The following is a 25,133-nucleotide window of genomic DNA, read 5'->3' as shown; positions in this document are numbered from 1 at the left end:
AACGGTATTGATAATGCAACAACTAGAATTTCAACTACTTGTCATGCAGCTTTGCGAGTTCAAAACGCTCCCAGATGCATTGAATAAGCTTAAAAGCGTCGAGAACCAAGAGATTGTCGAAGCAGCAAACAGTTTAAGCGGTCAATTTGCATTAGCGGATGTCGATGGTGAACAGCGTATTTATCATGTATTCACCGATATCGATGATAACGGTGACGAGCAAGAATACGTAGAGCACATTATGAACGAAGGTGACGATATCATTAAGTTTGTCGCTTGGTTCTTCGACGCTATGTTCGAAATGAAGCAAAGTGACACGTATAAGGCGGCAGGTAAGACTTACAAGCAACCTAAACGTTCTTAATCCTATCCGGATAAAGTCAAAACGGCGCTCAAATGAGCGCCGTTTGTTATTTTATCGTCAGGGCAGGTGTGCAATTTTTGCTTAGTGTGTAATGCTTTAGGTATCGCATACTTACAGAGGTTGCCATGGAGAACAAGGACACTGCTCAATACATTGTTTCGCAGCGATTTGGTTTTGGGCCAAGAGTTGGTGATGCTAAGCTGGAACCCAGTTTAAATGAGCAACTCAAAGCTCAGGCTTATACTCATAAGGCGATTTCATCGCTTCCATCTACCGATGAAATGTTGGCACATTTTGGTGACCTGAATCGAAGACGAAAGGCAGCAAAAAGCGCAGAAGAGAAAAAACAGTTTACCAAAACCAATAACGCGTTTTTTCAAGAAAACTTCCGCAATCTTGTTCATGCGAGAAACATACAAACCCTATACACTCCACTAAGCTTTCAAGAACGTTTAATCCAATTTTGGAGCAACCATTTTGCGATCTCCGCGGATACACGTAGAGTCCGTCCAATTGCTTCTGGTGTTGAAAATGAAGTAATCAGAGAGCTTTGGTCTATCGATTTTCCGAGTATGCTGGTAGGCGTGATTCAACACCCCAGTATGCTGATCTTCCTTGATAACCACCAGTCAGTTGGGCCTAATTCCAAAGCAGGGCAAAAGCGCAATAAAGGACTCAATGAAAACTTAGCTCGAGAGATTTTAGAGTTGCATACTTTAGGCGTGGATGGTGGCTATACACAAAACGATGTTGTTGAGCTCGCTCAGGGTATCACTGGTTGGACGGTGAGCTTTAAACCGGACAGTCCAGGTTATCGCTTTTCATCGACCATGCATGAACCTGGTGCGATTAACGTATTGGGTAAAGTGTACGATCAGCAAGGTGAAGAACAGGGCATGAGCTGTCTTCGCGATCTTGCAAATCATGAAAATACCGCAAGACATCTATGTGGCAAATTGGTCGAGCATTTCTACGGTGTAGGACATGCTTCATTGGTAGATAAACTCACCAAAGTCTGGATAGATAACGAAGGCATGTTAATTCCGGTATATCTGACATTGATTAATAGCAGCCTCAAAAATAAGGATGAGCGCCTGCGTTTTCGTACACCTCAGGAATGGTATTTTGCCGTGCTCCGCAGCGCCGATTTTGAACCCAACCAGAAGCAGATGCATTCAATGTTGAGACAATTAGGGCAAGAACCGTTTATGTCAGGGTCGCCCGCAGGATGGTCTGATAACGATGCTGATTATAATAGCTCGGCCGCATTGACTCAGCGTTGGCAAGTCGCTAACCAAGTGGCTAAGCTTTTGATTACCCAGATTGAGCGCAGTATACAGAACCCGGATGACAGGGTGACACAGATTGCACAACGCCTTTATGGTAATGAAGTCGATGAACACCTACTGACTGCGTTAGAAAAGGCACAAGATGCCAGTTCCAAGTTTGTTGCGCTTTGGATGAGCCCACAGTTTCAATATAGGTAAACGGTTATGACGACACGACGACATTTTTTGAAAGGCGTAGGAGCGGCGTCTCTGGTTACCTTGCTACCCAATTTCTCCTTTGCGTCAACGCAAAGCCCAAATGTACTGATTTGGATAACACTTCGCGGCGCGATGGATGGCCTCAATGTGGTAGTACCAAGTTTTGATGAGCATTACCAAAAGTTGCGGCCAACAATAGCACTCACCAAAGATCAGCTTAACCCGTTAGAGAAAGGGTTTGGCTTACATCCAGCATTAAAAAGTGTTCATCAGATGTATCAAGACAAGCAAGCCATGTTTGTTCATGCTTGTGCCACTGGCTATCGAAGTCGTTCTCACTTTGATGGTCAGAAGATTCTAGAAAATGGCTCCACGGATCCATTTGATCCGGTGGGGTGGTTGAATCGCTTTTTGTCGACACAACAGAACAACCAAGCGATTGCTATTGATGCCGGGCTACCATTGATTGTTCAAGGTGATGTCAAAGTCAGCAGTTGGTTTCCTCATAAGCTAAAAGCTAAAGAAGAACAAGCCAATTTACTTGCCGAAATGTTCCAATCTGATGCCAAACTCTCTGCAAACTTTGAAGAAGCAATGAAGTTAGAGTCAATGTCCATGGGCGGCAATCAAAATAAACAATTTACCAACTTAGCCAAGCAGGCTGGCAAGTTTGTGAGCTCGCCCAATGGGCCTAATATCGTAGTGCTAGAGCTGGGCGGATGGGACACACACTCGTCGCAAGGGGCGGACAAAGGAAGACTTGCCAATCAGCTCAATAAGTTTGATCAAGGTATGGCAGCGTTAAAATCCGCATTAGGCGAAAAATGGCAGTCGACTGTGGTCATTGCAGCAAGTGAGTTTGGACGAACTGCCGCCGAGAATGGGACCAAAGGGACCGATCACGGCACAGGCAATGCGATGTTGGTAATGGGAGGAGCAGTACAACGCTCTAGGGTTTTATCCGATTGGCCAGGATTAGCTAGCAATCAGCTCTATCAGGGGCGTGACTTACAACCAACGTTGGATGTTCGTGCAGTCATCAAAGGTGTATTAGAGCAGCATATGGGGGCGGATCAAACGACGCTCAACAACACTTTCCCAGAGACGCAAGATATTCAGCCTATTCGTGTTTTATCATGACCTTAATGCATCGGCAGAAAAGTTGCGTCTTTTATGGGGTTGCTTCGTCTTAAAGAGATTAACTAAGGCAATGTGGGGTTAGGAGCCTGGGTTTATGCTTGCAGAATGGCAAAATCACAAAACAAAACTAAGAAATTACATCGCGAAACAAGTGGATGATGAGCATTTTGTTGACGACATTTTGCAGGATGTTTACATCAAAGCGAGTGATAATTTACATCAGCTCAAGTCCCAAGGAAGTTTGAGTAGTTGGCTATTTCGCATTGCCCATAATACGATTATGGATCACTACCGTCAGCGTCGTGATTTCGACCAGTTACCGCAAGATCTTGTTCATGAAGAGCCGGATACGGCAGAGCAGGCTCATCAAGAGGTGGCGCAATGTTTAAGACCACTCATAGATGAATTACCAGAGCAGTATCGCACACCTTTAATACTGGCAGAACTTGAGGGAATATCTCAAAAAGAGATAGCGGAGCGAATGGGGATATCGTTATCTGGTGCTAAGAGTCGAATTCAACGAAGCCGAATCAAGCTGAGGGAGCATATCATGCGATGTTGTGATATCGAAATCGGTCACGGCGGTGTGACCGATTATGCTCCAAAGGAAGCGTGGTTAAATCGGCAGTGAATCTCCCCTTAGCCAGTAAGGGGAGTGGGATTTAGAGAGATTTAATTGCGGTGTGCAACCTAGCAAATGACGCTTGGATCTGTGCTCTGTCCACTGCGATATTCATGCGATAGTAATTAGGGTTGGTTTCGCCAAACCATGCACCCGGAGTCAGCCCCATTTTTGCCTCGTTAACCAGCAAAGACTTCAGCGCATTCGGCGCTAGTTGTAACTTGGAAAAATCGAACCAGATTTGGTTGGTACCCTCAGGTTTATACATGGTGATTTCTGGCAAAGATGAGGCAACAAACTCTGCGATCCAATGAACAGTGGTTTGAGTGTATTGTAAGTAGCCTTCAAACCATTCTCTACCTTTCTCGTAAGCAGCGATGGTGGCATAAGTTGTTAGCGCATTCCCATGGTCGATAGCCAATGAACTCACGGTTGATTTGATTTGTTGATACAAAGTGTCGTTATCGGTGTATATATATCCGTTCGCTATGCTGTTAAGTCCAAAGTTTTTAGCTGGTGAGCCAATAATAGAAACCGCTTTCTCGTATCCCAAGGAAACAATTGATGTGAATGTATGAGCGTCGAAAACGATATCGGCATGGATTTCGTCACTAACGATAATCACATCGTAACGGCGGGCAATATCGACCATCGTTTGAAGTTCAGAGCGAGTCCAAACACGACCAACAGGGTTATGAGGGTTACACAAAAGAACCATTTTGGCATTGCCCTGTTTGAGTTGCTGCTCAAAATCGTCAAAGTCGATGGTGTAGTGTCCATCTTCGATCTTGAGAGAATTACCTGCAACCACTCTGCCTGCCGATTCAATCAATCTGCGGAACTGATGATAAACCGGTGTTTGAATCAATACGCCGTCGCCTTGCTGGGTAAATTGGCGAATCAACAGGGCAATAGCACTCAAGACGCCCGGTACTTGCACGAAGTGATTTGGGTCTAATGACAGGTTATGTGCTGTTTCATTCCAGCGCGCAATGGCTGAAAAAACTCGAGAAGAGTCGAACTCGTAAGCGTAAACTTCGCGCTCAACAAGACGTTGTAATTCCTGCGTAATTGGATTTGCAATGGGAAAATCCATATCAGCGACCCAATAGGGTATGACATCGTTTGTTCCGTAAAACTGGTTCAACATGGCAGAATCATGTTTGATAAAGTTGTTCTGCGTAGCGGACGTTGATGAGGTTACTTTAAACATAGGTTTCTCTTATCATAAATAAGTGGTCATTAAATTAGACGGTGCTAATTCAAAAAAGACGCAGAGAATTTTGCTTTTTTGAGCAGAACAGTAGTTTTCTCATGCCGCTTGAGTTATAAATTCACTATCACTTTCCTAGGAGTACACGCCTACATGAACAACTAACTCAATTTCGATCGTTTTATACAAGTAACTTTTGAAATCGCAGAGTTAGTGGGCGTTGGCTCGTTCTATCTACACATCTCTATCATCAGCATATAGCTGACTTGAAATAGTACTATCTGCCAAGCGTCACATGCTCTGTAAAGGAGGATGTATGACTGCATTTCATGCAATTTCAATCTCAAAGCAGTTTCCTGATGGAGACCGACTATTTTCATCGATTAGCTTCTCAACTGAAGAAGGCATCACAGCGTTAGTAGGAAAAAATGGCAGTGGCAAGAGTCATTTGGCGCAGATCCTCGCTAAATTAACCCCACCGTCTGAAGGGCGAGTGGAGTGGGGGAACCAGATCAGATCTGTTGGCTTCCATAACCAATTAGAAAGTGAATCAGACTTGTCTCAAAGTATTGCTCAACTATTAGGTGTGGAAAAAAAGTTGCTCGCCCTTGAGCACATTCAGCAAGGTGATAGCTCTTGTCATTGGTTTGACATGATTGCCGATGATGAATGGGATCTTGCTGAACAATTAGCAAGGCTACTCACGCAACTGCGTTTGCCTACCGATCTCAATATCAAACTCGCGCAATTAAGTGGTGGGCAACGTGCGGTATTAAGGCTTTATGTACTACTGCAGCAAGATTATGACGCATTAGTTCTTGATGAGCCTACTAACCATTTAGATTCTGAGCATGTTGATTGGTTAGTGAAGCAATTGAAAACAATAGACAGACCGGTGCTGGTAGTAAGCCACAATATTGCGTTCCTCAATCACGTTGACAAAATACTCGAGCTGAACTCGTTAGGTATTACCTGTTATGGAGGCAACTACCAAACATTCGTAGCTCACAAAAATGAGCATCTGCAAGCGTTGCAGGACAAAGCAAAATCACTGATTAAGGAGAGAAAGGTAAAAGCAGAGAAAGCACACCAACGGCTAATCACAGCTCAAAAACTCGCGACAAGAGGTAAAGCGCAAAGGACGAGTGGTAGCCAGCCAAAAATACTGATGGATGGTAAAAAGCAAGGCGCACAGAATGCTAACGCCGCGATTGCCGCTCAAAGTGAACGCCAGTTCGCGGTTTTGGATCAAAAACTTCAGCAAGTGACGGATCAAATAGAACAGAATAAAGCGCAGAAATGGTACACCGGAGTGGTTCAAACGAAGGGTAAGACAGCCATCGCGTTTGACGCATTTCAGCATGCTAATGTGCTTGGTGTACCGATTCGTGCGACGGTGCTTACCAGCGAGCATGCGTGGCTAAAAGGTCGTAATGGCTCGGGTAAGTCGACCATTTTAAAGCGAGTACTCGCTGTTAGCCAAAACTCAAGTGATGTGACTGATGGGCTTCGAGTCAATACGCAGTGTTTTTACTTAGATCAACACTTTTCTATACTTAACGGTGATTTAGCGCTGATTGACGCTGTGTGTGAAGGGTGTAATGAGATGACAATTCCTGTTGCTCGTACTCTATTAGCTGGCATCGGTTTTAGGCGAGACAAAGTCTATGACAAAGTCGAGCAACTCAGTGGTGGCGAGAAAATGAAGCTAGCCATGTTGATTGCTTCGCACCAAAAACAGGTGGCTACCCTGTTATTGGATGAACCGGATAATCACTTGGATCTCGAAGCAAAACAACAGTTGATTGTTGCTATTAACGGCTACGCAGGGACTGTGTTAGTTGTCAGTCATGATATGGGATTCATAGAGCAGTTAAGGATAGACAAAGTCATTGCCCTAACTGACTGACGAAAAAGAGAGGCTCAATCGAGCCTCTCTTTTTTAGTTGTAACCTTGATTGTCGAGCACCCTAACGAGTCCTTTCACACAGCGATAGATGACCCAAACGGATGTCCCGACAAGTATTAAGTAGCCAATGCCAAACAGCGGCATGGAGAAGATACCCACGACCGTCAAAATAATGGAGACCCAAAATGTCTGTACTGCGTTTTCGAGGTGATCAGCCAACGGACTACCTGCTGAGGAACTGCGCTTAAGCATGGCCCAGATACCGCCAACGAGATAGAAAATGCCAGTGAAACTTCCTAAAAGTAAACAGGCGTAAGCGACAATGGCGTTAGTTTTAGTTTGTTGATCTTGTTCGGATAGCATAATCGTTCCCCTGTAATGACTTGATTTAACTATAGTACTTAAAACATGAACCAGAGATGAAACTGAAGGTTTCAAAGTAACAAAGCGGCCTTGAAAGCCGCTTTGTTGTTTACGCTGTACATGAACTTAAAGTGTGATGTTACTCGCCAGCCACCAAGTGTTTCTTGGTACGAATACTGGCAATGAACATATAGATAGCGGTTGCCATCATGGTTGCAAGTAAATAAGCCATCAAACCTTGTGTACCGTCCATAAACCAATCCGCAAGTACCGGACCAGCGACTGAGCCGATGCTGTAGCAAAACAGCATAACTTGCGTTGCAGAGACAATAAAACTCTCGTCCAATTTGTCACAGCCTAAGTTAATAGCAATCGGGTACAGGGCGAACGTCGCCATCCCAATTAAGAATAAGCTGATCGCCAGTACACTCAGGTCATCGCTGAGAATAACTAGGCCGACACCAAATACACCCAATAAACAGAACATGCCCATTAGAGGAGTGCGACCCGCTATTTTAAGTAGTGGAGGTACTAGTGTTTGTACTGCCATACCGCCAAGGATCACTAAGGCCATTAATGCACTTAAACTGCTTTGTGACACGTCGCGGTGCGTTAACTCTACAGGCATCAGACCATAGATAGATCCAAGGGTTAAGCCTGAAACAATGCAGCCGATGATTGCAGCATGGTTCAGTTTTGCAATTTGTTTGAACGATAGTGTCGCCGAGTGAGCACTCTGTGGTTGCTGTGTTGGAACGAACATCAGAACCAGAATAGCTGCACTTAGCATAGAGAGAATCGCCACAAATGGCAGACTACCCTGAACACCGATAAAACCAATCCCAAGCTGACCTAGTGCTGAGCCGCCATAGAGCGAACCCATATAGAGGCCAAGACGTTTGGCACGGCTTGATTCATCACCTACTAGCAGCCACGACTCAACGATAACGAAGACGCCCGCGACAGCAATACCTGCAACAAAGCGTGCAATCAGCCAAGCCCATGCGACAGGCATCAGTGGCAACGCAACGATCGTAGCGATAAATAGCGCTAGACAGGCAATAAATGCGATACGGTGACCGATATGCTTTACCGCCGGTTCAATAACAACAGCACCAACTAAAAGACCCGCGTAGAACACACTTGCTAGCCAACTTGCGTTGCTTGCATCAATACCGTATTCACCCAGCATAAGCGGGATCAAGCTCATCAAATAACCTGATGCGACGGCATAAAGTGATAGCGCAATAACAGGTACTTTAAAGCCAGTTTTTACTGCGAAATCAGGTGTGTTTTCCACTAGCAGAGCCTCCTAAATAGTCGTTGGAAAATCGAAACAGAATTGAGAAATTGATTAGGTTTTCGCCGCGACTATGAGGCTTGAAAGAGGAGGAGTAAAACTAAAAAAAATGACCATAACGACAACAAATATTTATCGATGTATTGGCATTAGTTATCGTTGAAGCGAAGTATAAATGTAGCTAATGTTTAATAAGCTAACATACTGTTTTTATTGAGTAGTCTAGGAAAATCTCGTTGTGAATGTTTGGCGGAAATATCAGTGCTTTATCAAAAAATTAAATCATGGAATATTATTTTCCGACACTAAAAGAGCTGTTTGGGGGTGATCCCCATATGTTGTTTAAAGAAAGCGATAAAAGCACTGTCACTTGAAAATTCCAAAGTATAAGAAACATCTAGAACACTTTGCCCCAGTGCCAATAGCTCTGTGGCTCGCTGCAACCGCCATTGTTGTCGCCAAGCTTGAAAGCTCATACCGGTTTCTTTAGCGAAAATTCGACTGACGGTTTTGCTGCTGGCCCCCACATGACGGGAAAATTCCTCTAGTGAAGGGAGGCTTTGCTCTCCGGTCAAAAAATGATTCAAGATGCCCGTGACTCTCGGATCGCTGGGGATAGGTAAGAGGTGCACCTCTGCTAACGCTAATTGAAACTCTTCCCAAAACAGCGCTGTGGTGTTGCGGGTTTGTTCGATACTAATGTCCCAAGACCAAAAGCTCATTCTATCAATCAAGGCTTTCAACAGCTCGTTTACGGTAAGGTACTGTATGGTGTCTGGGGCACTAATAAACAGGTTGGTATCAAAGTATAGCGAGCGATACTCGACGACATTATTCATGCTCGCTCGATGTTCTGTGTTTGGTGGTATCCAAGCGGCTTGAGTTGGCGGCAAAACCGAACGACATCCTTGAAGTTCGATAGTCATGCAACCTTGAGGTGCGTAGAGCAGTTGTCCTTTCTGATGCTGGTGCATGCCTGAATCATGTTTGCCCACTCTTGCTGCAATACCAATAACAGGTGCACTCAATGCGTCAGCATCGAAACGTGTCTGGTGATCAATTAGTGCCATTTGTCTTATTTTCGATGTTTTTTGTTCTTATGATGATATTAGTACAAAATCCATTAAGGCTAAACTCCTCAACATCAAATTAAGAGGAGGAATCACAATGATTCAACAAACGAAATATGGGGAAACAGCGAAACCCGCTTTGTGGTTAATGGTACTACTTATTATGTTTCCTCAAATTGTTGAAACTATCTACAGCCCGGCGCTAGGAGATATTGGGCAACATTTTGGGGTGAGTGATAGTCTCGCGGCAGCAACCATTGCAACGTATTTTTATGCATTTGCAATAGGAGTTGTAGCTTGGGGTATTCTGTCTGATGTATTAGGACGTCGAGCAAGTATGCTATTGGGTTTAACAACCTACGCTATCGGTGTTTTTACGGCCGTATTTGTGACATCGTTCGAGATGCTGTTGGTCGCTCGTGCTATTAGTGCTTTTGGCGCAGCAGCAGGCTCAGTGGTCACACAAACCATGCTGCGTGATAAATTCTCCGGTGAGGAATTAGGGAAAGTATTTTCTTTAATGGGGATGGGCATCGCCATTAGTCCGGTTGTTGGCATGTTCGTAGGCGGACAGCTCACCCAGTTAGGCGGACACACCTACGTATTTTGGGCGCTATGCCTACTGGCGGTGATACTGCTTGGTAAAAGTGCGTTACGATTGCCAGAAACAGGCTGCCAAGAGTCGCGCAAAACGTCCTTAACCCAGACTGCTAAACAGATGCTGCTTGATAAACATATCTGGGTGTCGGCACTATTGGTCGCTGGTTTTAATATCGTAGTATTCAACTATTACCAGATTGGCCCGTTTTTATTTCGTGAACTGGGTTTTGACGCTCAACAGTTCGGATACTCAGGTGTGGTATTGGCACTTGGAACGTTTTTAGGCAGCTCTATAAACAAACGGCTTCTCACCAAAGGTAGAACCTCGGCATCGTTAATCAAATTGGCTGTTACTTTATCTGCCTTGGGCTCTTTAGGTGTTTACATGACGCAAGACAGCCTATGGTTCTTACTGCCTATGATGGTCGTGGTTATGGCGTTTGGTGTTGGTATTCCTAACGTACTAAGTCAAGCGTTAGTGAACTACAAACAAGCGGTTGGTAGTGCGAGTGCGATTTTAGGTCTGCTGTACTACATACTGATTGCTGTTGGATTATCGGCATCAAGTGCAGTGGCTAACTTAGGGTTATCACTTGTTGCGGTCTCAATGCTTATGATCGTCACTCTATGCTTCAAAGTCCATCGTCAACTTTAATCTAGAATAAGGCCGTTTTCTTTCAACATATCGAGAAAGCGGTCTTTTACCGGATTGATAACATCGGGGTTCCAAATAACGCCAATATCCCAATGATTATCTGTCGAGGGGATCGGGAGGAAACGTATCGTGTCATCAACCAATGAGCGTGCACTTTCTGGAACAATGACAAATCCTATATTGGCTTTAACCAATGACAGCAGGGTCAAGATATCATCGGCAAATTGGCTTGGTGTGAACTGCCAATTTAGCTCTCCAGCAACCTTTGAGATCTGTTGGTGTAACCCCATTCCTCGCTCTGGTCTCAATGCTAAGTAGGGAAGAGAAGTAAGTATAGACGTCAGTGACGACTCACTATGGCTGCGGTTGACCGCTACGCAAAGTCGATCACTGGAGAGTGTGATTGAAGATAGACTGCTTTCACATGGGAGGCGTGAGTAGGCGATATGCAACTCGCCTGACAGGAGTTGCTCTGTCTGTGTCTGAGATGGGAGATCGTTAAGCGTGACATGGACATCGCTGAAACGCTGCTTGAACTCGGAGATATGTCGAGGCGCAATGTCAAAACTCGAAATACCGAAGCCAACATTAAGATAACCGGATTGCCCAGCTGCAACTTGGTTGGATAACTGATCAAACTTCTCAGCGCTCGCAATGACGCGCTTCGCTTCGGGGAGCAGGCACTCTCCAACAATGGATAATTTCGTCCCGCCTCGATTACGGTCAAATAAGGTCGCGCCAATATCACTCTCTAGCCGATATATTTTTTTCGTCAATGCTGACTGAGTGATAAACAGTGCCTCAGCAGCACTGCGATAGGTATCGCTGCGAGCCAAGGTCACGAACGCTTTTAGAAGGTCGATATTCATGATTCCAAATGGTAATCAAATTGTGGATTTAAATTCATTATACGGAATCAACAGTATTTTTTACACTGTGACTTCACTGTTAAGCTCTCATAAGGAGAAAGTATGAAGTCGGTAAAAATAGCCTCAGTTCAGTTCAATCATAAGTCGGGAGATAAATCTGCCAATTTAGCGATAATAGAGCAATTTGTGACTCGAGCCGCTGCTAACAAGGTAGATATCATCAGCTTTCCCGAAATGTGCGTTACTGGTTACTGGCATGTTTCAGCGCTTACTCGTGATGAGATTTCTGAACTCTCAGAACCTGTGCCATCGGGCGACACGAGCCAAGCACTGTTGGCACTCTCACAACGTCATAATATGAGTATTGGCGCGGGGCTGATTGAAGAGGGTGAGTGCGGTCAGTTATACAACACCTACGTGTTTGTGATGCCGAACGGTGTGGTTCAAAAGCACAGAAAGCTGCATACATTTGTCAGCCCCCATATGAGTAGTGGCGATGAGTATACGGTGTTTGACACCCCTCACGGCTGTAAGGTTGGAATCCTGATTTGTTGGGATAACAACTTGGTTGAAAACGTGAGAATCACGGCGTTAAAAGGAGCGGATATCTTAATTGCGCCCCATCAAACAGGCGGTTGCGACTCTCGAAGCCCAAATGCTATGGGGCTGATTGATCCTCAGCTTTGGCATAATCGACATCAAGATCCACAGACTATCTACAATGAAATGCAAGGTAGGAAAGGCCGTGCTTGGTTAATGCGCTGGTTGCCTGCTAGAGCTCATGATAATGGACTATTTGTAGTATTTAGTAATGGGGTTGGTGTGGACATGAATGAAGTGCGCACGGGACACGCGATGATTCTTAACCCTTATGGTGAAGTGATTACTGAGTCAAAGAGTCTTGATGACGACATGGTTGTCGCTGTACTGGACGGTCAGGAATTAGAAATGTGTACTGGCCGTCGCTGGATTCGCGGTCGCAGGCCAGAGCTATACCAAGAGCTAACCGAAAAGCAGGGAAATGAGCTCGACCCTTATCATGCGAGATTCTCGCGAGATAAGATCTGAACTTGTTCTAAACACTAAATTGAATAATATTTCGAGAATTGGTCGTCTTTTTTGATTTTGCTTCGTCTTATTAAGAGAGTTAAAACAGAACAGTTGAGAAATATGTTTCAGATTAAACCTGCCACCTTGGCTATTGATGGTCAAACGACAGTTATTGGTGCTTCAGAAAAGAACTTAGTCGAATTAGCGAGCAGAGTAGGGGTAAGGATCCCCGCTCCATGTTTGAAAAATAAACGCAAGCATGGTTGCTGTAAAGCGTGTTTGGTTGAAGTGGATGGCCAGCAAACTTATGCTTGTTCAAGTAAGCCTAAGTCGAATACAGAAGTGATAGTTAAGCGTCGAGACCTCGACCAAATCCGAAAAGCGTCGCTGCAAAATTTCAAGCAGCAAGTGAAGTCGGGTGATACGTCATCATGCGGTTGTAGCTGTTAGTCAGCTACAATCTCAGTTAATTGTTAAGAAGCGGCGGCTTTAAGTTTGCCGATTACGCTAAATACAGCCACAACAATGAGGCCTGCGATGATACCGATAACGCCGTTGAGCAGAGCTGGGATAATGGCTTGAGCAACGGATAGGTTGGGAATATCCATGATGATAGGTTCAATAAGATGGTGAATGGCGGGTACGTTATGGACAACAATACCTCCGCCCACTAAGAACATAGCCGCAGTACCAACGATAGTGAGCGTGCGCATCAGTTTAGGGGCAAAGGCAATCAATCCTCTACCAATGCTGGATAATAGTCCTTTTCCTTGAGACTTTCGTTCTAAGTAAAAACCTAAATCGTCGAGTTTAACAATACCCGCAACCAGTCCATATACTCCAATAGTCATTACAACGGCAATCAGACTAACCACCATGATTTGGATACTGGTGGACTGTCCTTGGACCGTCCCTAAAGCAATAACTATAATCTCCGCTGATAGGATAAAGTCAGTGCGAATCGCGCCGGCAATTTTCTTTTTCTCGTATTCCTCAACGGAGTCACCACCAAGATCCGGTGTGGTTTGATCATCAGTGTGTTCTTTGCTGTGGAACAGCTTTTCCAGAATCTTCTCAGCACCTTCGTAGCAGAGAAACAGCCCCCCAAGCAGCAATAATGGATTGATCAGCCAAGGAGCAATAAAACTGATAATGAGCGCGGCGGGTACAAGAATGCATTTGTTCTTAAAGGATCCTTTCGCGACGGACCACACAACAGGGATTTCACGTTCGGCGGAAACGCCAGAAACTTGATGGGCATTAAGGGCGAGATCGTCACCCAATACCCCAGCGGTTTTCTTTGCTGCTACTTTTGAGAGCAGCGCAACATCGTCCAATACCGCAGTAATATCATCGAGAAGAGTTAATAGACTCAAACCAGCCATAAGCGTTACCTGTTTGCGAAAAAGTCGTCATGCCTGTAAGCAAATGTAACACTAATTAGGACTTTAACAAGCTAGCAAGCAAATGTCGGTGTTCAACCAGATAAGTCTTACAGTTTCACAAAGTTAGTGGCGAACTTGTAACCTTCCCATCGATGCTTCACATTGGAGTACTCGAAAATTTCGCCATTATCGAGGTAAACAATCTGTTCTACATTGACTAAAGGTTCGCCTAGTTTTATGTCTAACTCAGTGGCATAAAACTCATTCGCTTTGACGACCGTGATTTCCATCGTTGAACTGTGGATCTTGAGACCTAGTGTGTCTGTGATATAGCTATAAATAGAATCTTGGGCATGTTCACGCTTTAAACCTTGAATGACATTAATAGGCATATAAGTCTCCTCAACCGCACCCGGTATGTCATCAATGATGCGTACCCGCGTTGTTTTGTACAACATATCTTCAATGTCGCAGTTCAATCTCTCTGCTAAGAAGGTGTCTGCAGGGACGACGGAGAACTCCAGTACTTTTGTGGTTAGGGTTTGACCACTGTCTTGCACATTGGCTTTGGTGCCGTAAAGATGCTTATAACCGGAGTTACCAAGAGGACGTTTCACATACGAGCCAGACCCTCGTTTTCTCACCACTAAACCGTCGGTGACAAGAATATCGAGTGCTTTCTTTATGGTGAGCTCGCTGCATCCGAATTCTACTGCTAACTCACTACCACCAGGTAATTTTTGGTTAGTTGTGTACTGTCCAGAGAGAATCCTCTCCTTGATCGCCTGATAGATATCAGAATACTTAGCTTTGGTGGTGGACATAGTGAATAGATTCTCGCAACATGATAAACATTCTTCATACTAAGCCAAAAAAACCACCAGTTAAAACAATATGGTTATATTTATTAAATTATATTGTTATTGATCGAGTTTTCTTCTTGCCTCTTATTTGTTTGTCTTTCCGCCAATGATTATCACTGGTTACACCATTGAGCTAAAAATCCGTATTTCTTTGCGTTATAACAATAAAAATGCAATTAGCTATGAAAATGATATTGATTCCCATTTGATCGTAAGTGATAATGATTCTGTTTAATATAACCATAAAATATATAAGGAAAACGGAATGAGTCAGTCTATGAGTTTCATCAAGCGTGTCGCGCTGACACTAACGGCCAGCTTCGCCATGGTTGCGAACGCAAGTGCAGTAACTATTCAGCACTTCAAAGGCACAGCAGAGTTTGATGAAACCCCTAAGCGAGTAGTGGTGTTAGGTAATGGTAGCTTAGATGTTCTAGACCGTTTAGGTGTACAACCAGTTGGTGCTCCACATTCATTGCTTCCAGACTATTTAGCGCAGTACAAAGCGTCGACGGGGAATACAGGTTCAGTAAGCGAGCCTGATTTTGAAGCTATCTTCACGTTGAAACCTGATGTGATTATCGCTGAAAACCGCATGCTTCGCGTTTACGATGACTTAAATAAAATTGCGCCAACAGTGATGTTTTATGTTGATAACGGTGAGTATTGGCAAGATACGCAAGCAAACTGGCGTATGCTTGGCAAACTGTTTGATAAAGAAGCGGAAGCAGAAAAGTTAATCGCAGAGACTCAAGCTCAATTTGATAAAGCAGCTGAGGCGGTTTCCAAGCAAGATTTGGACGCACTTATGTTGATGAACAATGGCAACAACGTAGCGATGTTCAACAAAGGTAGCCGTTTTTCTATCGTATTTGATGATTTTGGTTTTGGTGAATCGACTAGTCAAAATGTAGCGCCGATCCAAGGGTCTCACGGTAACTTGATCTCATTTGAATATGTGGCTGATGCAAAGCCTGAAGTTATTTTCATTTTAGACCGTGAACAAGCCATTGGTCGCAGTGTGGGTAAAGCGAAAGAGTTATTTAACAACCCTCTAGTGAACTCAACGCCTGCGGCGCAAAATAAAAAAATCGTCTATATCAATCCAAATGCTTGGTATATCTCAGGTGGTGGTGTAACCGCTACACAGACCATGATTGCTGATATCGATAAAGCTCTGAACTAATTAAAGTATTCAAAAAGTCTCTCTTAGTTCTCTAGGAGAGACTTTTCTAATTCTTGTTGTTAATTACTGGCCATCACATTCTCAATGACCATCCATAAATACATTCTTGCATGCACATTACTGGTCGCATTAGCGGTTAGTTCCCTCGTACTCGGTGCTGCTCACGTGTCCATTGCGGACTTGTTCCGTGGCGATGAACATGCTTATTCCATCTATGTTGTCAGTCGAGTTCCGCGACTACTAGCAATAATTCTGGCTGGTGCTGGTCTTAGCGTTGCGGGTCTTATCATGCAACAGATCGTGCAAAACCGTTTCGCTTCTCCATCAACGACAGGCACTATCGATTGCGCTCTTTTAGGCTACGTTGCTGGGCTCATCTTTTTGGGTGGTGCCAGTCAGTGGATGCATCTTGGTGTTATCTTCTTTTTTGCCGTTGCAGGCACATTGATCTTTGTGAAATTCTTGCAACGATTGCAATTCAAGAATGCGGTTCTTGTACCTCTTATCGGAATTATGTATGGCAATGTGATATCCGCACTGACAACCTTTATTGCCTATAAGCACGACCTAGTGCAGACCATGTCTTCTTGGACGGTGGCTAACTTTGCGAGTGTGCTGCAAGGGAATTACGAAATCCTGTATCTTGCGGTTCCAGCATGCGTACTTGCGTATTTATATGCACGTCAGTTTAGCGCGGCTAGTGTCGGTGAGAGCTTCGCTAAGAATATAGGTCTCGATTACCAAAAAATCGTTTTCATTGGCGTTATTTTGGTGGCGGTGAGCTCATCAACAGTGGTAATGATTGTTGGTGTGATTCCATTCTTAGGGCTGATCGTACCGAACATTGTCTCTCTATTTATGGGGGACAATATGAAGCGCATTCTACCATGGACGGCGTATTGGGGCGTTATTCTGGTTCTCGCCTGTGACATCTTAGGTCGCTTAATTATTTTCCCTTATGAAATGCCAATCTCGATGATCATCAGTATTTTCGGTGGTGCTGTGTTTATTTATCTGGTGTTGAGAGATAAAGCCAATGCGTGATTCGTTGAAAGTAACTCTACTTATCGCAGGTTGTTTGGCGATCATTGCGTGGTTTATTGGACAGGGGCTGACAGCGGATAACTACCAGTTTTTCTTGTCTCGTCGTATTCCTAAAGTATTGGCCATTATTCTGGCGGCCGTTGCGATTTCAGCATCGTCTTTGGTATTCCAAACCATTACCAATAACCGCATTTTAACGCCATCCATACTCGGGTTTGATAGCTTGTATCTTATGGTACAGGTGCTAATGGTGGTTATTCTAGGCAGTACAAGCTTTTGGGTTATCCATGCGATGAGCAACTTTATGTTGTCCACTGCAGTGATGATTGGTTTTTCACTGTTGTTGTTCCATTTCTATTTCAAACGCCAGGATAGCAATGTGTTTACCTTATTGCTCATTGGTATTGTCTGCGGAAGTTTGTTCAGCAGCGTCACAGGTTTCTTGACGATGTTGGTTGATCCAAATGAGTTTGCTTCCATCCAGAGTTCTATGTTCGCGAGCTTTAATAACGTCAACGCTAAGCTGGTGTACTGGAGTTTGATTCCACTGTCTCTCTGTTTGGCGATTCTGTTCTACTATGCTCCGAAATTGGATGTGTTGTGGTTAGGCATTGATAATGCGACCAGTTTGGGTGTTAACACCAAACAGCTTACTCAGCGGATTATGATCTTGATTACTATTATGATCGCGATTTCAACGGCGCTGGTGGGTCCTGTCCTGTTCTTCGGACTTATTACAGTGAGTCTGACCCGAGAAATGTTCAATCACTATCAGCATCGCTTTCTTATTATCGCGAGCAGTTTACTCGCGGTATTACTGTTAGTTAGCGGTCAATGGTTCGTAGAAAAAGTTCTCGCATTCGAAACCACGATCAGCGTGATTATTAACCTCGTAGGTGGTTCTTACTTCCTGTTCTTACTACTAAGAAACAGAATTAATTAAGGGTAATGAAGTGATTAAGTTAACAGGTCTAAGTAAAAAGTACGGGAAGACATTTGTTGTTAAGGATGCCGATGCACTATTTCCTAAAGGTGAAGTGACGTCAATTATTGGCCCAAATGGTGCCGGTAAAAGTACTCTATTGTCTATGGCAAGTCGCCTCACGGAGAGTGATGCGGGTGAAGTTGTGATTGGAAACAAGTTGCTCGCTCAGTGGGACACCAAAGAACTGGCTAAACACTTAGCGGTACTGCGCCAATCAAACAACATCAACATGCGCTTCACGATCCGAGAGTTGGTCTCTTTTGGTCGCTTTCCACATTCTCAAGGTCGACTAACCGATGAAGATAATAAAATTATCGATAAAGCACTAGGGCATCTAGGTATTGAAGAGATCCAAAATAAATACCTCGACCAACTCAGTGGCGGTCAGCGTCAAATGGCGTTTATCGCTATGGTTGTCGCTCAGGACACAGACTACGTGTTCCTTGATGAACCGTTAAACAATTTAGATATTAAACACTCTGTAGAGATCATGCATACGCTGCGCAGACTGGCTCATGAATTCAACAAAGCTGTAGTTATTGTGATTCATGATATCAACTTTGCATCCTGTTACTCGGACAACATTGTGGCGATGAAAAAAGGGCAGGTGGTTAAATCGGGTAAAGTCGAAGAAGTAGTGCAGCAAGAGATCATGGAATCCATCTACGAGATCCCATTTGATATCCGCGACGTAGATGGTCGTCGAGTGTGTTTGTACTTCAATAGTTGATCGAGCACGATGTAAAATCTTACCGTGTTAACGAAATACAAGAATTCAAAGCGTCCCATTTGGGGCGCTTTTTAGTATTCACAATATGGACTGCCTAGTGCATTGACGCGGAATTATGCAGCGCTCACAAAATTACCACGATGATAGCAATTAAATTAACTAGGTTAATTTAATTGCTATAGAATGTGTCAATAGAAACAATTTGGAGAGAACCCTATGAATTATGCTCCGTCTGTCGGTGTCAAATTTAATGAGGACGGCACCGTTCGCCGATTCCCCGGCAACACCTTCCTTTGTCACGTTGATAAAACCAGCCCGGTATACCAAGAAGTGTTATGGGCACAGCAGCAGTTAAAAGCGATGAAGTGCGCGACTAACTATGCCTTCTTGCCAGAAGCTAGTATGCATATGACGGTTATTGAAGGTCTGTGCGATCAGATTCGAGAGACGACACACTGGAGCTCAAAGTTGGCCGAAGATGTGAATATTGAATCGGCAACAGAAAGTTTCCAAGCTTGGTTACAAGAGGCTGCTGCGACACCTAACTTCCAAATGAAGTTTGATTACGTGTACAACAGTCGCGCGGGCGGAACTGTATTAAGGCTTAAGCCTGCGAACGACGAAACTAAGTCTGCACTTAAAGTATGTCGTGATAATTTGAGTGAACTGACAGGTATTCGTCACCCAACGCATGATGAGTACCACTTCCATATTACGCTAAGTTACAAGGTTATTAATCTTGACGAAAAGCAACAAGCCGAATTGGAGCAAACTTGCCAGCGTATTGAAGAAAGGCTCAATCAGTCTTTTGGAGTGCTTACTCATGGCGCGGTGGAGTTCTGTGTCTTTGAGGACATGTTTGAGTTCAAACCAGTAAAACTGTTGTCGTTGGAAAAGTAACTTACTGACATATAATAAAAAACGGAGTCTATCGACTCCGTTTTTTCATCCCACCTTAACTCAATTAAAGACCTTGCCTAGAATTTCGCCAAGTGCTCGATAAGACAAATGCGTTTGCCCAATAACAAAGTTGTCATTCATCGCTTCCTGGCGGTACTCTGCATCAAATAGATATTGTTTGGTTTGCTCAGCAGCCAGTGACAATTGTTCATCAGATATCGTGGCTAAGCCTTGTGAATCCCACGAATGGTTCTCTCCAAGATCGATGATATTGAAGTTGAACTGCGCAATATCGGTTTCATAAACAGGATAGCGATAAACGACTTGTGGTACTTTAGCCACTAACCCTTCTAAGAACTGATTACCCCAACCTTCAAGCCAGCTCGGGTAGGTAACAATATCCGCATGAACATAAGCGTCCCAGAGGGAATAGCATTTTTCGCCATTTATTTCACAGCGACTGTGTTCGATATAATCATTGATAAACAGCATCTGCACATTGTTTTGATCTGCTTTTTGCTTCAGCTTATCAAAGTACTCTTGTTCTTCGTTCATACCTGCTAGAACAAGGACAATTCGACTCTCTTTAGTGATGGTTTTGTCGTTGTAAAGTGCTTGTCCAACCCAGTTTGGCAGTTGCCGATTGAGCTTCGCAATAAGGTCAATCGCCAGTTCAATACCTTTGCGTGCAACGATTCGAGTGGCTTGTAGAAAGACGATGTCGTTATCGGTTAGTCCGATTTTCTGTTTCAAGTCTCGGTTATAGTCGTCAAGGCACCAATGACTGTTGTCGAAATCAAACACATTGGGGACGACGGTGGCATGCTTGCCAGTTTTGTTCTTGAGTGACTCAAAAGCAATCTGATTGATTACGCAGTGTTGGTCGGCGTCGCGACGTGGAGGAAAGTATTCGTCTAATATGTCTTGGATTTCTGGGTACACGGGTTTAGCGAATTTCTCGCGTTCCCAGTGGAAATCGTGATGGTGATTGACAACTTTAACATGAGTGTTGCGAATGGCTTTCTCCAATCCAATTGCGGCAGCGAGGCTGTGCCCGACTGCGAAGATATTATTAGGAACGATAATATCTATTTCAAGGTCTCGAATGATAGCTGTTACTGCGTGCTCAATATCATCAGCTTGAGTGTAAATAGCAGTGAGTAGGTCATCTGAGCTAGTGAAAAACTTAGGCTCAATAAAAGCGTCGTGAGTAATTTTAGCGTTCAATTCATCTTCATAACGAAGTGCTTCGACACAAGAAGCATTAACATTTCCAGCACTGCCTGCCAGATAGAAAACCTGGTGACCCTGCTGCTCTAATGCCCACTTCCATTTATCCATTTCTAGCGAAACACCGTCGGTTTCGCCAACACGATAGTGCGTTAGTAGTATTCTCATGCGTTATTGAGTTCCAAGATGACCGTTGAATACAAGTTGAGGCCTTGAGGATCGTTTCCTGGAGCGTTCCTACCTCCGGCCGCAACGCGGTTAAGTAAATCCATTGTTGGTGCTTCAGTGGTGCTTGTTTTTGCGGCGTATACCTTCATCGCTGAGCCACCGTCGATGGAAATCGCGTTAATGACAGATTCACCATCGAAGAAGTCGATATCGGGTTGTGATAAACGCTGAACAAGGTTGGCAACGTCAACAATGTTGGCGCCAATACTCATCTCGTGTCGACCATCAAACAGCAGGTAACCGATGTGGTTTTCAGTTTCGATAAATAGACCAGAAGGTTCTCGGATGAGCGCATCAAAATTGTTGGTTTCTTTTCCTGAACGCGATAGAGGAGAATCGGTGTTGGCGACAGCATCTAGTGCGGCTTCTGCTTGCATTGCGGATACTGTAGGACCAGTTGGAACCAACGATTGTCCGTTAATAACAGAAGGAACTAGACCACCTAAAATCTGTTTATAGTCGCAAAGGTCAATCTCGTTTGCGACAGGGATAACCTTAACCGCTTGTCCGACTTGAGGTGTCTCAGAGAACAGCGATTCAAAATATCCCTCCTCAATGGATATTAGCGTTCCGAAAGAAGGAAGAGGGCATGTGCCATTCCATATCGCGACAACCTCTTCGAATGGCTTAACGCCGTCGCCTTGATTAGCTAGAAACAGGTTCACTCTTCCTTCTAATTCAAGCATTGGAGAGAACTCAACTAGGTCGCCTTGGTGCTTCATCGGAAACTTCACATTAAACAGAGCGACATCGTGCTGTGAAAGTGACTCTAGCGACGGGTTAAAGCAATCAACATCAAAGTTTGTTCCGCCAATAGTGACGTTAAATTGGCGAAAAGTCAGAGATGGAACGATCTGCACATTGCCTGCACGATCTATGGCAACAGCTGCATCATGGGCGCTTGGGAAACCGGCAGTTTCAACCTTGCCATTTTCATCTGAGAAATAGTAGAAACCTAGGTATGACAGCACTTCTGGCAGTTGATGGTCTGGGTTTGGAAAGCGGCGTCTGTGTGACCAAATATGGTCTCCGATATTAAGCTCTTTGGTCATAAAGTAGCCAAGGTTACCAATCAACCCATCCAGATTGTTTTCTGATTCAAGTCGATCTCTCAGGTCCTCTAGCTTATTGCCCTTGAAGTGATAGCCAATGCGCGCTTTATCGATGTCTGCTTGTGGTGCTAACACTATAGAAACGGATGTAGAACACAGTGAACGAGGCTCGCTAATTAGCTCGTAATCCGAGGCGCTAGGAAGTTGCGCAGCGTCAAGCTGCGGCATTGCAAAATGCGCTCTTTTTACCTTTAAAGATGGCTTTTCATGTTTCAACTGTTGGTATCGTTGTGCCAGTCCTTGTTCAAAGGCGGGCTCAACACAACCATGTAAAGGGTTGCCTTTCGGGCCATGTTTAATTTCGTAGCCAGGCACCACTGATGGGTTGAAGTAACGATTTGGCTCGATATCAATAGGCTCCCAACATTGGGAATTCATGCTTGTGACGTTGTTAGAGACTCGCTCTGGAAAACATTTGGTGTTCATGGTTGTTGTTCTTATTTCGTGCTAGTTGTTTTAGTAAGCGAGGTTGTATAGAGGTAGCATAGCCGCACCTGTGGCTGCAATTTTGTCACCGGAAATGGCCGCCGGAACAATGTTAGGCATGGCTTCATCAGGTTCGAGATACTGTTGAATGGATGCAATGGCAGCAAGGTGTAGTTCTTCGACTAATTGTGGTGGTAACAAACCGCCAATGATGATCTCGTTTGGATCGCAAATAGAGCGAATAGCTTGCAGCGCAGACGTTAGTTGCAACTGAGCATTACTTTTCCATTCGACCACTTTTTCCGGTTTCTTTTCTAACAAAGTCGCAAGCGTATCGGCTCGGTGAGCGCTAGGCTCCGATAGCCCTAGTTTTTCATACAGACAAGACAGAGAAGGACGATTGTCACGCTCAGGAAACAGCTTACCAATGCGACCCGCATTGCCTCGTGCACCGCGATATACTTCGCCTTCAAAGAAGTGGCCGCCACCAATACCATAACCAAGATATAGATAGAAAAAGTTCGCACCAGTACTTCGGCGGGAGCGCACAGATTCACCCAATGCTGCGGCTATACCGTCGTTCTCAATCCAGCATGGCAAATTGAATTTAGCTTCTACCGCGGCTTTGATGTCGATTTGCTCCCAGGCTTTTAAGTGAGGAGGCATGGTGAGGGTGTTAGACTCTTTGTTGAAGTTGCAACTGGTCGTAACGCCAACTCCAATTAGCTTAGAAAACTCGCTACCAAAGGCAACAGAAGTGACATCGATAAGACTAGATAGTTCTTCAAGTGCGCTTTGAGGGTCTGAATAGATGCCTTGAATGGCTTTAGAGAAAATAGCTTCTCCTTCAAGGTCTACCAATTCAATGCTGATTTTTTCCAGCTCTATGTTTACCCCTAAGCTATAGGCTGCTTGAGGGTTAATACCTAGCTCAATACCAGGTTGACCTCTGCCCCCCTGTTGCTTACCAGTGACGACAATAAGACCTTCATCAAGCATCTTCTTGGTGATCTTTGTAATGGCCGCAGGCGTTAAACCACTGGTCTCAGCAAGGGCTGCTCGTGTGGTTGGTGCTTGTTGACGGATCAATGCAAGAATTGAACGCTGTGTGTCTGTTCCGAAATCTATCAATGGTGTTTCCTTAACTGAAAATCTCTTTCTATTTGATTTGAAAGCTAAATCAATGACATACATTGACACATTTAACCTTCAAACCAAATAGGCCCGGCCAAAGACCGGGCAAAAATGTTACATAAGTACGTTTTGAACAAATGCTTTCTTGGCTTCCGTTGCGTACTCTGATGTAAAGAACTCAGAGCTGTACTTACGCTGTGCGTTGTCGATAAGTGCGTTGGAGTCATCAGCATCTGGGTGCTGCGGTGCTGCACCAAACGTTGCGTTTAAGCTCGTTTGTGCTTGTGCCGACGTAATCCAGTGGATGAATACCGCAGCCGCTGCTTTGTTCTTAGCATTTTTCGGCATTAGGATGATGTTACCGCCACCTGGCATACCAAACTCTGGAATATAGAACTTGATACGTTTAGTGATCGCCCCTTTTTTCTGTAGACCTGCTAGATGATCTTCCCAAGCTGGTGCCATAGAGATTTCGCCATCATTGATGCGCGTTAAGCTGTCCGCATTTGAAGCGGTAATAACGATGTTGTCTTGATTACCTTCAAACCACTCCCACGTTTTTGACCAAGTAGGAATTACAGACTTGTCCATTTCATTTTGGAAGTAGACATCGTTGTTGCCTGATGCGTAGTAAATTGCACGTTGAATGAAGGCATTACCTGCACCGCCTTTGTTTGGATCGTTCACACCAAACTGTTGTTTGTGTTCTTTGATCCAAGTTGTCAGGTCATCAAAAGACTGAGGCAGGTTGTTTTCATCGACTCGAGTTGGGTCATAAGCAAAACCTGTTTGGTTGCCCCAGAACGCATAGGCATAACCTTGAGTGTCGACGCCAACAAGATTAGTTCTTAACTTTTCGCTACCCGGAATAATATCGGTCAGTGGACCATAAACGACGTTGCTTTGCAGTAGCATCGGCAGTTTCACAGTATCGAGTGCCATCACATCGATGCTGCCTTGGTCGCGGCGTGCTTCAGCAAGTAGCTTATTGCGGTTACCTGATTCATTACCTTCTGGCACGCGAACTTTAATGCCGTACTCTTTCTCAAATTCTTTAAAGAATTTTCTGAATTCAGGCTGTAGATACCAGATGTAAGCGTTCACCATTTTTTCTTGTTTCGCTTGCTCGACAATTTCATCCCATGTCATGTCGTTTAGGTCATAAGCCAATGCATTGGTAGAAAGACCTGCAAGTGCAGTCATGGCTGCGGTTAGAACTAATTTTTTCATAAATCCATTCTCTTAATATCTTTATAGTTGTAGGTACA

General features: G+C 44.3%; 24 protein-coding genes. 13 read left to right on the top strand and 11 right to left on the bottom strand.

All coding sequences use genetic code 11. The features are described from left to right. Nucleotides 1–13: 13 nt before the first annotated feature. From JKJ11_RS21840 to sigZ, 4 genes are all read left to right on the top strand, one after another. Nucleotides 14–364, top strand: coding sequence for a hypothetical protein (locus JKJ11_RS21840; RefSeq protein WP_006070412.1), 351 nt, complete (start codon nt 14–16; stop codon nt 362–364). Between the two features lie 125 nt (nt 365–489). Beyond that, nucleotides 490–1,851 carry a DUF1800 domain-containing protein gene (locus tag JKJ11_RS21835; RefSeq protein WP_252039189.1) on the top strand — a complete coding sequence of 454 codons (1,362 nt, stop codon included), beginning with the start codon at nt 490–492 and terminating at the stop codon, nt 1,849–1,851. Between the two features lie 6 nt (nt 1,852–1,857). Then, entirely contained in the window at nt 1,858–2,991 is a 1,134-nt protein-coding gene (locus tag JKJ11_RS21830; RefSeq protein ID WP_252039187.1) for a DUF1501 domain-containing protein, read from the top strand. A 94-nt stretch (nt 2,992–3,085) separates the two neighbouring features. Next, nucleotides 3,086–3,622, top strand: coding sequence for an RNA polymerase sigma factor SigZ (gene sigZ, locus JKJ11_RS21825; RefSeq protein ID WP_006070415.1), 537 nt, complete (start codon nt 3,086–3,088; stop codon nt 3,620–3,622). Between the two features lie 31 nt (nt 3,623–3,653). Here sigZ and JKJ11_RS21820 read toward each other — a convergent pair whose 3' ends face one another. Continuing rightward, nucleotides 3,654–4,826 (bottom strand): MalY/PatB family protein, encoded by a 1,173-nt coding sequence (locus JKJ11_RS21820; protein WP_252039185.1) that lies wholly within the window; start codon nt 4,824–4,826, stop codon nt 3,654–3,656. A gap of 316 nt (nt 4,827–5,142) precedes the next feature. On the opposite strand from JKJ11_RS21820, the gene JKJ11_RS21815 reads away from it, so the two are divergent. Next, nucleotides 5,143–6,735 carry an ATP-binding cassette domain-containing protein gene (locus JKJ11_RS21815; RefSeq protein WP_252039183.1) on the top strand — a complete coding sequence of 531 codons (1,593 nt, stop codon included), beginning with the start codon at nt 5,143–5,145 and terminating at the stop codon, nt 6,733–6,735. Nucleotides 6,736–6,768: 33 nt separating this feature from the next. Here JKJ11_RS21815 and JKJ11_RS21810 read toward each other — a convergent pair whose 3' ends face one another. The 3 genes from JKJ11_RS21810 to JKJ11_RS21800 all read right to left on the bottom strand — a co-directional run bounded on the left by JKJ11_RS21810 (nt 6,769) and on the right by JKJ11_RS21800 (nt 9,468). Then, the gene (locus JKJ11_RS21810) at nt 6,769–7,098 is read right to left on the bottom strand and encodes a DUF4870 family protein (RefSeq protein WP_062456033.1); all 330 of its coding nucleotides are present in this window, start codon (nt 7,096–7,098) and stop codon (nt 6,769–6,771) included. Between the two features lie 139 nt (nt 7,099–7,237). Continuing rightward, nucleotides 7,238–8,398, bottom strand: coding sequence for an MFS transporter (locus tag JKJ11_RS21805; RefSeq protein ID WP_124941439.1), 1,161 nt, complete (start codon nt 8,396–8,398; stop codon nt 7,238–7,240). 305 nt (nt 8,399–8,703) lie between these two features. After that, entirely contained in the window at nt 8,704–9,468 is a 765-nt protein-coding gene (locus JKJ11_RS21800) for an AraC family transcriptional regulator (protein WP_031493562.1), read from the bottom strand. A 97-nt stretch (nt 9,469–9,565) separates the two neighbouring features. Between JKJ11_RS21800 and JKJ11_RS21795 the strand changes: the two genes are divergently transcribed. Then, complete coding sequence (locus JKJ11_RS21795) at nt 9,566–10,723, top strand: multidrug effflux MFS transporter (protein ID WP_252039181.1); 1,158 nt, start codon at nt 9,566–9,568, stop codon at nt 10,721–10,723. On the opposite strand, the gene JKJ11_RS21790 is transcribed toward JKJ11_RS21795, so the two are convergent. Continuing rightward, the gene (locus JKJ11_RS21790; protein ID WP_252039179.1) at nt 10,720–11,592 is read right to left on the bottom strand and encodes a LysR family transcriptional regulator; all 873 of its coding nucleotides are present in this window, start codon (nt 11,590–11,592) and stop codon (nt 10,720–10,722) included. The genes JKJ11_RS21795 and JKJ11_RS21790 overlap by 4 nt on opposite strands. 102 nt (nt 11,593–11,694) lie before the next feature. Between JKJ11_RS21790 and JKJ11_RS21785 the strand changes: the two genes are divergently transcribed. Next, a complete protein-coding gene (locus JKJ11_RS21785) occupies nt 11,695–12,660 on the top strand; it encodes a nitrilase family protein (protein ID WP_124941435.1) in 966 nt (321 codons plus the stop codon). 102 nt (nt 12,661–12,762) lie between these two features. Then, on the top strand, nt 12,763–13,092 hold the full coding sequence (locus JKJ11_RS21780; protein WP_124941434.1) for a 2Fe-2S iron-sulfur cluster-binding protein: 330 nt from the start codon (nt 12,763–12,765) through the stop codon (nt 13,090–13,092). A 23-nt stretch (nt 13,093–13,115) separates the two neighbouring features. Here JKJ11_RS21780 and JKJ11_RS21775 read toward each other — a convergent pair whose 3' ends face one another. Next, nucleotides 13,116–14,027, bottom strand: a complete 912-nt coding sequence (locus JKJ11_RS21775) for a DUF808 domain-containing protein (RefSeq protein WP_006070427.1) — start codon at nt 14,025–14,027, stop codon at nt 13,116–13,118. A gap of 107 nt (nt 14,028–14,134) precedes the next feature. Continuing rightward, nucleotides 14,135–14,851, bottom strand: a complete 717-nt coding sequence (locus JKJ11_RS21770; RefSeq protein WP_006070428.1) for a GntR family transcriptional regulator — start codon at nt 14,849–14,851, stop codon at nt 14,135–14,137. A 304-nt stretch (nt 14,852–15,155) separates the two neighbouring features. On the opposite strand from JKJ11_RS21770, the gene JKJ11_RS21765 reads away from it, so the two are divergent. From JKJ11_RS21765 to JKJ11_RS21745, 5 genes are all read left to right on the top strand, one after another. Further along, the gene (locus JKJ11_RS21765) at nt 15,156–16,076 is read left to right on the top strand and encodes a siderophore ABC transporter substrate-binding protein (protein ID WP_006070429.1); all 921 of its coding nucleotides are present in this window, start codon (nt 15,156–15,158) and stop codon (nt 16,074–16,076) included. An 84-nt stretch (nt 16,077–16,160) separates the two neighbouring features. Beyond that, on the top strand, nt 16,161–17,120 hold the full coding sequence (locus JKJ11_RS21760) for an ABC transporter permease (RefSeq protein ID WP_006070430.1): 960 nt from the start codon (nt 16,161–16,163) through the stop codon (nt 17,118–17,120). Next, a complete protein-coding gene (locus JKJ11_RS21755) occupies nt 17,113–18,063 on the top strand; it encodes an iron chelate uptake ABC transporter family permease subunit (protein ID WP_038227327.1) in 951 nt (316 codons plus the stop codon). The genes JKJ11_RS21760 and JKJ11_RS21755 overlap by 8 nt, the downstream gene beginning before the upstream one ends. Before the next feature lie 10 nt (nt 18,064–18,073). Then, nucleotides 18,074–18,835: an iron ABC transporter ATP-binding protein gene (locus tag JKJ11_RS21750; protein WP_006070432.1), complete on the top strand. Its 762-nt coding sequence runs from the start codon at nt 18,074–18,076 to the stop codon at nt 18,833–18,835. A gap of 216 nt (nt 18,836–19,051) precedes the next feature. Then, complete coding sequence (locus tag JKJ11_RS21745) at nt 19,052–19,735, top strand: DUF1868 domain-containing protein (protein ID WP_006070433.1); 684 nt, start codon at nt 19,052–19,054, stop codon at nt 19,733–19,735. A 60-nt stretch (nt 19,736–19,795) separates the two neighbouring features. Here the strand turns inward: JKJ11_RS21745 and JKJ11_RS21740 are convergent, their stop codons facing one another. The 4 genes from JKJ11_RS21740 to JKJ11_RS21725 form a co-directional block, all read right to left on the bottom strand. Then, on the bottom strand, nt 19,796–21,133 hold the full coding sequence (locus JKJ11_RS21740) for a glycosyltransferase family 4 protein (RefSeq protein ID WP_252039177.1): 1,338 nt from the start codon (nt 21,131–21,133) through the stop codon (nt 19,796–19,798). Then, the gene (locus tag JKJ11_RS21735) at nt 21,130–22,731 is read right to left on the bottom strand and encodes a hypothetical protein (protein WP_252039175.1); all 1,602 of its coding nucleotides are present in this window, start codon (nt 22,729–22,731) and stop codon (nt 21,130–21,132) included. The genes JKJ11_RS21740 and JKJ11_RS21735 overlap by 4 nt, the downstream gene beginning before the upstream one ends. Nucleotides 22,732–22,761: 30 nt before the next feature. Then, entirely contained in the window at nt 22,762–23,862 is a 1,101-nt protein-coding gene (locus JKJ11_RS21730; RefSeq protein ID WP_124941431.1) for an ROK family transcriptional regulator, read from the bottom strand. 117 nt (nt 23,863–23,979) lie between these two features. Beyond that, nucleotides 23,980–25,095, bottom strand: a complete 1,116-nt coding sequence (locus JKJ11_RS21725) for an extracellular solute-binding protein (RefSeq protein ID WP_252039174.1) — start codon at nt 25,093–25,095, stop codon at nt 23,980–23,982. Between the last annotated feature and the right edge of the window lie 38 nt (nt 25,096–25,133).

Source organism: Vibrio sp. SCSIO 43133 (genome assembly GCF_023716845.1).
Classification (GTDB): Bacteria; Pseudomonadota; Gammaproteobacteria; order Enterobacterales; family Vibrionaceae; genus Vibrio; species Vibrio mediterranei.
The sequence above is the reverse complement of the archived record's forward strand: the minus strand, read 5'-3'. Positions and strand labels throughout refer to the sequence as shown.